The sequence below is a fragment of the Arthrobacter sp. ov407 genome (genome assembly GCF_900102895.1).
Lineage (GTDB): Bacteria > Actinomycetota > Actinomycetes > Actinomycetales > Micrococcaceae > Arthrobacter.
Genome location: NZ_FNGD01000018.1, coordinates 61,388 through 72,607, shown reverse-complemented (window position 1 = coordinate 72,607; position 11,220 = coordinate 61,388). Strand labels below are relative to the sequence as shown.

At 66.3% G+C, this 11,220-nt stretch carries 11 protein-coding genes and 1 rRNA gene; 4 read left to right on the top strand and 8 right to left on the bottom strand.

What is annotated here, in order from left to right; genetic code table 11:
- The 4 genes from BLS42_RS18730 to rpmB all read right to left on the bottom strand — a co-directional run.
- Nucleotides 1-106, bottom strand: a 16S ribosomal RNA gene (locus BLS42_RS18730); the annotation flags it as partial.
- Between the two features lie 751 nt (nt 107-857).
- On the bottom strand, nt 858-1,163 hold the full coding sequence (gene rpsN / locus BLS42_RS18725) for a 30S ribosomal protein S14 (RefSeq protein WP_026266887.1): 306 nt from the start codon (nt 1,161-1,163) through the stop codon (nt 858-860).
- Nucleotides 1,164-1,167: 4 nt separating this feature from the next.
- On the bottom strand, nt 1,168-1,335 hold the full coding sequence (gene rpmG / locus BLS42_RS18720; protein ID WP_003798558.1) for a 50S ribosomal protein L33: 168 nt from the start codon (nt 1,333-1,335) through the stop codon (nt 1,168-1,170).
- Nucleotides 1,335-1,571, bottom strand: coding sequence for a 50S ribosomal protein L28 (gene rpmB / locus BLS42_RS18715; protein ID WP_011693744.1), 237 nt, complete (start codon nt 1,569-1,571; stop codon nt 1,335-1,337). Before rpmB ends, rpmG begins: the two co-directional genes overlap by 1 nt.
- 503 nt (nt 1,572-2,074) lie before the next feature.
- Here rpmB and BLS42_RS18710 point away from each other — a divergent pair.
- The 3 genes from BLS42_RS18710 to BLS42_RS18700 are packed head-to-tail and all read left to right on the top strand — an operon-like array spanning nt 2,075 to nt 4,816.
- Nucleotides 2,075-3,517 (top strand): ferredoxin reductase family protein, encoded by a 1,443-nt coding sequence (locus tag BLS42_RS18710; RefSeq protein WP_090583843.1) that lies wholly within the window; start codon nt 2,075-2,077, stop codon nt 3,515-3,517.
- Nucleotides 3,514-4,008: an FMN-binding protein gene (locus tag BLS42_RS18705; RefSeq protein WP_090583841.1), complete on the top strand. Its 495-nt coding sequence runs from the start codon at nt 3,514-3,516 to the stop codon at nt 4,006-4,008. The genes BLS42_RS18710 and BLS42_RS18705 overlap by 4 nt, the downstream gene beginning before the upstream one ends.
- 40 nt (nt 4,009-4,048) lie before the next feature.
- Nucleotides 4,049-4,816, top strand: coding sequence for an FAD:protein FMN transferase (locus BLS42_RS18700; protein ID WP_090583854.1), 768 nt, complete (start codon nt 4,049-4,051; stop codon nt 4,814-4,816).
- 9 nt (nt 4,817-4,825) lie between these two features.
- On the opposite strand, the gene BLS42_RS18695 is transcribed toward BLS42_RS18700, so the two are convergent.
- Nucleotides 4,826-5,587, bottom strand: a complete 762-nt coding sequence (locus tag BLS42_RS18695) for an SGNH/GDSL hydrolase family protein (RefSeq protein ID WP_090583839.1) — start codon at nt 5,585-5,587, stop codon at nt 4,826-4,828.
- A gap of 75 nt (nt 5,588-5,662) precedes the next feature.
- Entirely contained in the window at nt 5,663-6,142 is a 480-nt protein-coding gene (locus BLS42_RS18690; RefSeq protein WP_090583838.1) for a MarR family winged helix-turn-helix transcriptional regulator, read from the bottom strand.
- A gap of 103 nt (nt 6,143-6,245) precedes the next feature.
- On the opposite strand from BLS42_RS18690, the gene BLS42_RS18685 reads away from it, so the two are divergent.
- Nucleotides 6,246-6,533, top strand: a complete 288-nt coding sequence (locus BLS42_RS18685; protein ID WP_090583836.1) for a YciI family protein — start codon at nt 6,246-6,248, stop codon at nt 6,531-6,533.
- A gap of 10 nt (nt 6,534-6,543) precedes the next feature.
- On the opposite strand, the gene BLS42_RS18680 is transcribed toward BLS42_RS18685, so the two are convergent.
- Together BLS42_RS18680 and BLS42_RS18675 are read right to left on the bottom strand one after the other, a co-directional pair.
- A complete protein-coding gene (locus BLS42_RS18680; protein WP_090583835.1) occupies nt 6,544-7,398 on the bottom strand; it encodes an SGNH/GDSL hydrolase family protein in 855 nt (284 codons plus the stop codon).
- Between the two features lie 128 nt (nt 7,399-7,526).
- Complete coding sequence (locus BLS42_RS18675) at nt 7,527-11,054, bottom strand: ATP-binding protein (RefSeq protein ID WP_090583833.1); 3,528 nt, start codon at nt 11,052-11,054, stop codon at nt 7,527-7,529.
- Nucleotides 11,055-11,220: the final 166 nt, after the last annotated feature.

Below are 11,220 nucleotides of genomic sequence, written 5' to 3'. Positions count from 1 at the left end.
CCGTTCGCCACTAATCACCGGTGCAAGCACCGGGTCATCGTTCGACTTGCATGTGTTAAGCACGCCGCCAGCGTTCATCCTGAGCCAGGATCAAACTCTCCGTTGAAGTAAAACAGACACACCATGCGCCCCCGGGAAAACGGGATGCACACAATGCACAAAATTTGAAACCAGCTGTAAAAACCAGACCACACCACGGGGTGGCGGACCTGGTCAATTCAACCAATTCAATACAATAAATTGGTATCAACAAACTTGGCACACTATTGAGTTCTCAAACAACAGACACACCCGGCACCACCACAACCATTCATTCGGTCGCGGATCGCTCCGGAGCAACTTTTCAAACTTACCCGAGTCCGGAACACTTTGCAAATCAACGTTTCCGCGACCCACAAACCATCCGACCCGCCCCACCCGAACCCGGAGCGCACAAAACGCCGACCAGATCCGGTCTTGAAATTTAGGGGATTGGCCGCCTCCGGTTCCCAGCTTTGCGCTGGTCTCCCTCTCGGCGACTTAGAAAACAATACACCCACCCAGCCCCCGCCGCAACTCCACCCCCCACACCCGCCCCACCACCCCAAAACCCCGCCACCACAAGCCAAACCCACCCAAAACACACCCGGCCACCGGCTCCGGCGCCGCAGGCCAGAGCTGTGCCGTGCATCACCACAACACCCACCCGCAACCAATCACCACCGCCGGCACTGGCACTGGCACCACCCAACGAACAACCCCACCGCCAGTCTGCCCGGAGCCGACCTGGCCCGCCAGGCGGGCGTTAAACGCAAGAAGGGCCGGCAACCAAACGGTTGCCGGCCCTTCTTCAAGCCACTGGCTTCAGGAGTACTGAATTACCAGGAAGACTTCGTGATACCCGGGAGCTCACCGCGGTGAGCCATGTCGCGGAAGCGAACACGGGAGATGCCGAACTTCTGGAAGGTACCGCGGGGACGGCCATCGATGATGTCGCGGTTACGCAGACGTACCGGGGAGGCGTTGCGGGGCAGCTTCTGCAGGCCGAGGCGAGCAGCTTCGCGTACTTCGTCGGTTGAGTTGGGATCAACCAGAGCCTTCTTCAGTTCGAGGCGCTTTGCAGCGTAACGCTCGACGATGACTTTACGCTGTTCGTTCTTAGCGATCATTGACTTCTTAGCCATGTGTTTAGCGCTCCTCTCGGAATTCGACGTGCTGGCGGATTTTGGGGTCGTACTTCTTCAGGACCAGGCGGTCCGGGTCGTTACGACGGTTCTTGCGCGTCACGTAGGTGTAGCCCGTGCCCGCGGTCGACTTCAGCTTGATGATCGGACGTACGTCCTTATCCTTTGCCATTAGAGCTTCACTCCTCGTGCCAGGATGGCGGCGACGACTACGTCAATGCCGCGTACGTCGATGGTCTTGATGCCACGAGCAGAGACCTGCAGCGTGACGTTGCGGCGCAGGGACGGAACCCAGTAGCGCTTCTTCTGGATGTTCGGATCGAACCGGCGCTTGTTGCGACGGTGCGAGTGCGAAATGCTGTGTCCAAAGCCCGGCTCGGCTCCGGTCACCTGGCAGTGTGCTGCCATGACGACTCTCCTCAAAAAATAAATGAAACGGTTAACGGAGTTCCCGCTGACCGTGCGCTTGGCGGCGTCCGCATCCGGCTCCCTCCCCCAACCGCCGGTTCCGCGGGATTCAGGCAGACGGCACAAACCGGCTGGTTCCTCACTGCGGCGAAGATTGCGGGCCACGGGCACCTGACCTTGGCGGTCCGTTGGACAGCCATTGCGAAGTGCCGGGATGCTGGGCGAATACAGGAATGCGCGCAACTTGAGCCCCTAACTACCGGCCTCCAGGACCGTCGATTTCTCAGACGAGTCCTGCCAACCGGAGCAATTGCGCACGCTCCGCGCCACCTAGCGCCTACCAAGTCTACGAGTTCGGCGAATTAAAGACCAATCCGTCGCTGAATGGTGTATGGGGCAGCGGCCGTCAGCCAGTCCGGGCAGACGGGCGGGCCCGCCGAGGTCATATGCCCGGCGAAGCATTTTCACAGCCAAATGATAGGCAGCGAGGCGATTCTGAGTGCATGAACACACAACTTCTGACGAGCCGTCCCGAGGTTCGCCGCCGCTCCGGTGGCGCCGTGAACCCCTTCAGGGGGCAGCACCGGCGGCGGTTGCTGAGAGCGGATCTGCTGACGGTCCTTTTTTGGGCGTCCCTGGCGGGCGCCGTCGCTTTGTGGCTGGCCGACGGCGGAATGGCTGGCTTTGCGACTGTCGCCGGCTCTTTCACCGGTCTGGGGATTGTGGCTGGTCTCGCCGGCATGGACCTGGTGCTTCTCATGCTGCTCCTGGCGGCCCGCATCCCACTCATCGACCACACGGTCGGCCACGACCGCGCCCTTGAGTTCCACCGCAAGCTGGGCAAGCCTGCCTTGTACCTCCTGCTCGCGCACGGGATCCTGATTGCGATCGGCTACGGCATGGCGGAAGGGCTGGATCCTGTCAGCGAGGCGGTCGCGCTGTGGGTCCTCGTGCCGGACATGTGGCTCGCCTACATTTCCATGCTCCTGTTCATCGCCGTCGTCGTCACCTCCCTGGTAGCCGTCCGACGTCGGTTTCCTTACGAATTCTGGTACGCCGTCCACCTTCTGACGTACGCGGCGGTCCTGACCGCACTCCCCCACCAGTTCAGTGTGGGCGGCCTCTTTGCCGAAGGCACCTGGCAGCGCTGGTACTGGCTGGCACTGTGCATCGCAACCGGCGCTGCCCTGCTTTACTACCGCGTGGCCCAGCCGCTGGTGGCAACGTTCAGGCACCAGCTGACCGTCAAGCGGGTGGTGCGGGTGGCCCCCGGGGTGGTGAGCGTCGAGATGTCTGGCCTTGGCCTCGACCAGCTGGCAGGCAGCGGCGGCCGGTTCTTTATCTGGCGGTTCCTGGCTCCCGGGCTGTGGTGGCACCCGCATCCGTTCAGCCTGTCCGCCGATCCTGTCAGTTTCGACGCCGCCGGCCAAGGCACGCTGAGGATCACGGTCCGCAATCTGGGCGGGGGTTCGGCCCAGCTCGCGTCGCTGAAGCCCGGCACCAGGGTGGCGCTGGAGGGTCCGTACGGGCTGTTCAGCACAGCCGCTCGGAGCCGCAACCACGTGGTTATGGTCGGTGCCGGGATTGGCATCACCCCGATCCGTGCCCTGCTGGAGAGCACGCCGTTCCAGCCCGGGAACGCCACTGTCATCCTCCGCGGCCACAGCGAATCCGAGCTTTACCTGGGCGAGGAAATCCTCGCCCTCTGCCAGCAGCGCGGAGCCACACTCTTCCACCTGACCGGCTCCCGCCCGGCCGGCGTCCGGACCTGGTTGCCGGAGAGCTCCGCACGTGCCGGCCACCGGCTGGCCAGTTTTGACCCGAACGTCTCCGATGCAGACGTGTACGTCTGCGGCCCCGCCGCCTGGGCGCAAAGCGTGCTTCAGGACGCCCGCGCCGCCGGTGTTCGGGAAGACCAACTCCACTACGAAAGGTTCGACTGGTGAGAACCCGCGCAGCAGTTTCAGCAGTCCTGGCCTCCGGCGGCATCCTCATTGCAGGCTGGCAGTCGGGCGTCCACATTGCCGATACCAGCAGCTCCGTCGCGAGCGGGGCGGCCGGGACCACTGGCGCCACCGGCGCCAAAGCGTTAGGCACAGACGGCTCGTCGGGCACGGGCACGACGGGGGCCGCGGGCACCACGGGGGCCTCCGCCAAGGCCGTGGGGACGTACGCCGGCCCGGTCGTCCAGACCCGGTTCGGCTCCGTCCAGGTCCAGATCAGCGTGCGGGCCGGAAAGATCACCGACGTCACGGCGCTCCAGCTGACCGATGCTGAACGCAAGTCCGTTCAGATCAGCAACCGGGCGGCCCCGCTCCTGCGCGACGAGGTGCTCCAAGCGCAGTCCGCGGACGTGCAGACCATCAGCGGTGCCACGGTGACTTCCGACGCGTACTTGAATTCCCTGCAGGCGGCCCTCGATGCAGCCAACCTCTGAGCTGGACGGTTCTGCCCTGAAGGCCAGGACCTTTGGCTCCATGGGCACCGTCATCAGCCTGACCGTTCCTGCCAGAGCCTTGGGAACAGCGGTCGTCCCGGGAACAGCGGGCGACGGGGAGCGCGAGCTCGACGCCGCCGCTGCCGCCGTCGAACGGGTGTTTGCCCGCGCGGATGAGACCTTCAGCCTGTACCGTCCCGATTCGGAGGCCAGCCGGCTGGCGCGCGGGGAGCTGTCCCTCCGGGACTCATCCGCCGGGATGCGGGACCGGTACGCGGATGCGCTCAGCTGGCGGCTCATGACGGAGGGCGCGTTCTCCCCGGAGCGGACCGACGGGGTGCTGGACCTTTCCGGGATCATCAAGGGCTACGCGATCGGGCAGGCCGGTGAGGCGCTGCGGAGCAGGGGGATCGCCGATTGGTGCGTGAATGCGGGCGGCGACGTGCTGGTGATGGGCTCGCCCGTGCCGGGCAGCGGAGCCTCGTGGGCGGCCGGGGTCGTTGACCCGCTGGACCGCTCGGCACTGCTTTCCGCGTACGCGCTGGGCGGACCATGCACCCGGCGTGCCCTTGCGACGTCGGGGTCGGCGGAGCGGGGTGACCACATCTGGACTGCGGGCTCCTGCGGCGCCGAGTTCGCCCAGGTCTCCGTGGCCGCGGCCGACATTGTCACGGCCGATGTGCTCGCGACGGCGATCGTTGCGGGCGGGACCGCGATGCTGCACCGGGCCACTGAAGGTTGGGACATCGATGTGCTCGCCGTCCGCCGCACCGGGGAACTGCTCGCGACGCCGGGATTTCGCGCCTAGGGTGCCGTTCTAGAGGTGGGTTAGCTGGCCGTACTTCGGCTCCAAGCCGTCGCCGGACGACTTGCCGGTGACGCGCCGGACAACCCACGGGCCGGCGAATTCGCGGACCCATCGGGCATTCGCACGGATGGCGTCCACGCGGCTCAGCTCAGGTACCGGAGTCATGGGCGGGACGTCTATCGAGTGCTCGTGCGCCAGGACGGTGAGGACGCGCTTGGCCATGTTCGTGTGGCCGGCGGGGGACATGTGCATCCGGTCCGTCGCCCACATGCCCCAGTCGTAGTACTCGCTGAAACGCCAGTAGTCGACCAGCAGGGCACCGTGGTCCCCGGCGATGCCGCGGACCAGTTCGTTGTAGATGGCCGTACGGCCGCGCATGGTGCCGAAAATCTTGGAGCCCCGCGCGTCGAAGCCGGTGAACATCACCACAGTGGCGCCGGTGGCCGTGAGCTTGCGGATCCCGGCGTCGTATTCAGCCAGCAAGTCATCGATGTCGACCTTGGGCCGGAGGATGTCGTTGGCTCCGGCGTAGATGCTGACCAGGGTGGGTTTGAGTGCGACGGCGGCATCGACCTGTTCGGCCATGATCTGGCGGAGTTTCCTCCCGCGGATGGCAAGGTTCGCGTACCCGAAGCCCGGGTCGGCGGCGCCGAGCCCCTCTGCTACCCGGTCCGCCCAGCCCCGGACGCCGTTGGGTCGGGTGGGGTCGTCGTCGCCGACGCCTTCCGTAAAGGAGTCTCCAAGGGCTACATACCGGGACGTGAAATCCATGGGTCAAGTCTGCCAGCAGTTGCCGCGAGCAACAAAGACGGGGATGCCCGACGGCGGCTCACTCACCTGTCGCGGTTAGCGCTCGCGCAGGATCCAGTGGTCGTCGTCGAGGCGGGCCACGATTTTTTCGCCGATCCGGGCCAGGTCCGCGACGTCCCCGGGGGTCAGTGCGTCGAGGAACAGTGACCGGACGGCCTCCACATGGCCGGGGGCGAGCTTCACGATCGTCTCCATGCCGGCATCGGTCAGGTGCGCCGTGGTGACGCGGGCGTCGCCGGGGTGCGGCCGGCGCTCAAGCCAGCCGCGGTTCTGCAGCTTGGTGACCACATGGGAGAGCCTGGACAGGGAGGCGCTGGTGCGGGCGGCGAGCTCACTCATGGGCAGGAAGCGCCCGTCGGTCTCGGAAAGCATCGCCAGCACGTTGTAGTCGAACAGGGAAAGCTTGCCCGCGGCATGGAGCTGGGTGTCCAAGGCGGCCGGCAGCATGGTGTTGATGCTGAGCTGGGCAAGCCAGGCCCGGCGTTCGTCGGCAGTGAGCCAGCGGGGTTCGGTCATGGCTACATTCTAGGAGATTGGAAGCTTGACGATTCAACTTCAGCCTGGGGAATTCCGGAAAAGTTCCCGCCTGTCCGCGGCCTGCTACCGGTAGGCTGGCCGCATGTACGTAGTCTCCCTGACATACAAGGTCCCCGACGACATCGTGGAGTTCCATCTTTCGGCGCACGTGACGTGGCTGCAGGCGGCCTTCGACGAGGGCGTCTTCATGGTCGCGGGGCGCAAAATCCCCCGCACCGGCGGCCTGCTGCTCTCCAACGCGGACCGGGACAGCCTTGACGCTGCCCTGGCCAAGGACCCGTTCTACGTCAATGGTGTGGCTGATTTCGAGGTCATGGAGTTCCATGCCAACAGGGTGGCTCCAGGCTACGAAAACCTGCTCGATAGCTGAGTCCTGGCGGCTACCCGCCGCCGAGCTGGCCGCCGGCGCGCTGATTCTGCAGCAGTTTCTTCAGGCCGCCTTTCCGCGGGACCCTCACGGGTTCGGGCCAGCGCGGCCGGAGCTGGTCGCCGAGAGTGACGCCGCGGAGCTTGCGTCCGAACAAGGGCAGCACCCAGTCGTGGACCCAGCGGCGCTGCCGGCGTTCCCACTCCCGCAGGCCCGGTTTCACCAGCGGCTCCCACTTCTTGGGCTTGATCTTGTGGGGCACGCCGAGGTGGTCCAGGACCTGTGAGGCAAGGTATTTGTGGCCTGCCTTGGACATATGCAGCCGGTCCGAATCCCACATCCGCGGGTCATGGAATGCGTCGAAGCACCAGTAGTCCACCAGCACCGCGCCGTAGCGGCTGGCGATCTCCCGGACGCGCCGGTTGTAGAAGGCGTTGCGTTTCTTCAGCGGCTCCAGCAGCGCGGAGACCTTGACGTCGAAGCCGGTGAAGAGCACCAGCGTTGCCCCCGTGCCGGCGAGCGCAGCCACCAGGGCCTCGTAGTCCTGCATGAGGGCGCCGATGTCCGTGCCGAAATCCAGGATGTCGTTGCCGCCTGCGTACAGGGTCACCAGCGTCGGCTCCATGGCCAGGGCAGGCCCGAGTTGTTCGCCGATGATGTGGCGCAGCCGTTTGCTGCGGATGGCCAGATTGGCGTATTCCCACCCCGGCTGCGCTTTGGCCAGCTTCTCCGCCACCCGGTCCGCCCAGCCCCGCACCCCATTGGGAAGGCGGGAATCGTAGTCCCCCACGCCCTCGGTGAAGGAATCCCCCAAGGCAACAAAGACCCGCCGCCCGCCCCGATCCGGAAGCAAAGGAAATGAACCCACCCAACCAAACTAACCACCGCAAAAAGCGGCCAGGGAAAGAGAAGGTTAACCCAAGGTGACCGGCCCCGCGAGCCGCACACCCGCGTCCGAGCAAGAACCGCAGGACCTGCGGAGGCGCACGAGCGAGGTCAGCGCAGGACGATGTCCACGGGGTTGGCCTCGGACCGCCACGTACCCTCGGTCCCCGCACGCGGGGCAATCACCGGGGCGGTCAGGACGCCGGAGCGGTTGGTGCGCTTGTCCCGCAGGATCTCCGTCACCGAACCCAGGTGCCGGGAGAGGTCGATCACGTTCTCCGGCGCGGCCAGCAGCAGCTGGAAACCGAACTCGTGCAGCGCCTTGATGCCCGCGCCGGCGAACTCCTCCGAGGCGAGCACGAACGCCTCGTCCATCATCACGGTGCCGTAGGTGGTGAAGCCCTGCTCGGCGATGCCCAGCTGGTAACTCAGCGCCGCGGCCATGATGAACGCGGTGAAGCGCTGCCGCTCGCCGCCGGACATGGAGCCGGTGTCCGCGTGCATGTAGACCTCGGTCTTCTTCGCACCCTTCCCTGACCCCTTGGGACTGGCCCCCTGGACACCGGTCCCCGGCACCTCGCGGTGCTCCTTGCAATGGATGAACAGGTGGCCGCGGACGTCCAGCACCTCGGCGCGCCAGCGCCGGTCCTCGGGGGTCTGCGAGCCCAGCCTTTTCACGAGCGTTTCGAGCGACTTGTAGCGGGTGGTGAGCTCGGCGTCGTCGTCCGTCTCCACCCCGGATGCAGGAGCGGACGCCGCGGCGGACGCCGCAGTGACCGTCTTGCCTGGCCGGGCATGCCGGACCTTGAGCGCGTTCTGGATGGCGTCTTTGAACTGCTTCGCCGTCGCGGGCAGCGTCTGCTTGATGTCGAGTTCCAGGAAGCTGCCCTCGTGGAAGTTGACCTCGGACAGGATCCCGTTCAGCGGCAGGATGCGGCTCGTGATGGCGCGGCGCTCCTCGTCCAGCAGGTGCAGCAGGGTGCTGAAGGATTCGTGTGTCCGCTGGTTGAAGAACTGCCGGAACTCGGCTTCCTGTGCGGGCAGCCCGTCGCTGACAATCGCGTGGTAACGGGATTCGAACTCCCCCGCGGCGCCGATCGAGGTGCCGTGGTCCGCGGAAATCGCCGTGCCCCATTCGCGGACGAAGCCCTCGAAAATCCGGGTGAGGCGCTCCGAGGTGGCCTGCCCGCGGGACTCGGCCCCATGCAGTTCTGCAAGGAGTCGGGTGCGGACATGGTTGGCGAGGTTGTCGAGCTCGTGCATCTCCAGGACGTCGCCGAAGCCGGTGAAATACGGTTCCAGTGCGGCGATGCCGGCGTCCGACGGCGGCGCCTGCGCCAGCCGGTTCCGTGCCGCGTCGAGCAGGGAATCAGCGGCGGTCATGCGCGCATCGAGGGCCTTGTACTCGCTCTGCAGAACGGCCGCGGCCTCGGTGCTGGACTGGTGCTTGTGCCGCGTGGCTTCGATGCTGGCGCGCAGCGGTTCGAGGTCCGCCTGCGCGGCGAGGGCGTCCTTGAGGCGCTGCTCGATCCGGGCCAGCTCCTCCGCGGCCACTGTGGCCGAGACCTGCTCCCAGGGCCGGTGGTCGTCTGCCACACGGCGCAGGGCATCGAGCTGCCGGGTCATGCCTTGGTGAGACTCTTCCCGGGTTTGCGCCAGTTCGGCCGCCTTGGCCAGCTCCTGCTGCAGGTCCTCAACCTGGGCCGCCACAAGTTCAAGCTTGACGGCGTTGTCGAACCCGAGGACGTAGTCCTGGCGGGACGTGAAGCGGTCATCTTTTTCCACCGTGTGGCGGTTTCGCTTGACCACGCCGCCCAGGCTCAGGCCCTTGTCCAGGCCGGCGAGCTCGTCCGGGTCTTCCACGCACGGGTAGGCGAAGTCGAGGGCAATCCGTTCGCGGAGCCAGGCGCTGGCCTGGGCAAGCGCCTCCGAGTGGGGGCCGGCGTCGGTGAGGAAACTGAGCTTAGTCAGCAGATCGCCATCGGCCACGTCCTCAACGGCCAGCGCGCCGCCGGCCAGGGGCCGGGAGACGTCCACGGCGCGCAGCGCTCCGCGCACGGAATGGTCGTTGAGGTACCGGGTGACGGCCGCGAAGTGCTCCCCCGGGACTAGCAGCGTGGTGGCCAGGCTCCGCAGCGCGCGCTCGGCGGCCGGGCGCCACTGTTCCTGGCCCTCGGCGAGGTCGACCAGCTCGCCGCCGAAGGGCATCTGCTCCTCGGGCACGCCCGTGGCGGCCGCTATGGCGCTGCGGTTTTCAATGCTCGACGGCGGCAGCAGCGACTTGCGCGTCTTCAGCGAGACGAGCTCCTGCTGGGCCGCGGCGAGTTCGCGCTTCCTGGTGGCGTGGCCGTCAAAGGCCTCGAAGCGCAGTTCCTTGAGCGCTTCGGAATCGTTCTGGAGCTCGGCCGAGCGTGCCGCGGCGTGCTCGTGGGCCTGTTCCCATCCGGCGGCCGACCACTGGAGTTCCAGCCCGGCGTCGGACAGCGCCTTACGGGTCGATTCCTCCACTTCCTGCCGGAGCTTGAGCCCCACCCGGGCGTTCTCCAGGGACTGCTCGATCGCGGAAATCGCGTTGCCGCCCTGGTTGTTGTACTCCCCCTCCAACTGCCTCAGTTCCTTGGCGAAGCCGTCGCGGACAGCGCGTTCGGCGGCAAGGTCACTGGCCTTCGCCTGGGCGAGTCCCTTCAACCGGGCCAGGGTCTTCTCATGGACCGTGACAGCGAGCTGCTGCTTGTAGGCCACGAATTCCTCGCCGGAAAGGTCCCGGAGCCGGTTCGCGTCCAGCAGCGCCTGCGCGTATTCCTTGTTCAGCCCGGGGACGGGAGCCAGCTGGTCGCGCTGTTGCCGGACGTCCTCGAGGCGCTGCCGGATGGACATGAGGTTGCTAAATTCTTCGACGACGTCGTCCGCGGCGGCCAGTGTGGCGGGGGCATCGAGGACCTGGTCGCGGAAGAAGGTGTTGACGCTGCCACCGAGTCCCTTGCCTGCCTGGATGACGCGCAGCAGCGGGAGGGCTTGATCCGAGTTGATGCCGAGGAGGCGGCGGAAGCGTTCGGCGAAGGCCTTGTGGACGTCGAAGATCTGGGCGTCCGGGAAGATCGCGTCGAGCGCGGACTTGGTGAACCGCTTCTCCGCGATGCCCTCGATCGCCGCGAGGTCCAGCGGCTTGTTGTCGATCACGTAATACCGGCCGACGCTGGACTCCGTGCCGTTCTTGGGCAGGTCGAACAGCGCCGATACCGTCACCCGGGTGCCGGCTGCGTTGTCGAACGTGAGCGCGACGGCGGACCACGTGGCGCCGGGGCGCTGGAACGCACTCGCCGAGCCTTCGCCCACCGCCTTGTCGCCCACCTTGCCGCGCATGTACGTGAACGTGGTGCGCTTGTCCTCGACAGCGCCTCCGGCCCGCTGCGCCGCAGCTTCGTTGGAGCGCGGGCGGGCGTCGAAAACCCTAAGCATGGCATCGAACAGCGTGGACTTGCCGACGCCCGAATTTCCGGTCAGCAGTGTGCCGTTGCGGTCCACGTGCATCGTGTGGGCGCCGTGGAAGGTGCCCCAGTTGACCACCTGGACGAGGGCCAGGCGCATCTGGCCGGGGTTGGTGAGCTCGCCCATCGGCAGCATGGTTGCGATGCTCACTTGGCTTCTCCGTTCGTGTCAGTGGTTGCGTCTCCGGTGGTGAGGTCAGTCGTGGTTGCCTTTGACTCCGCAGCCGATGCCGCCCCCGCCCCTTCGCCGCGCCGCTGATCTTCGATCAGCTCACCGCGCGGCTCCGACAGGCCCGATGCCACTTCCTGGGCGGCAT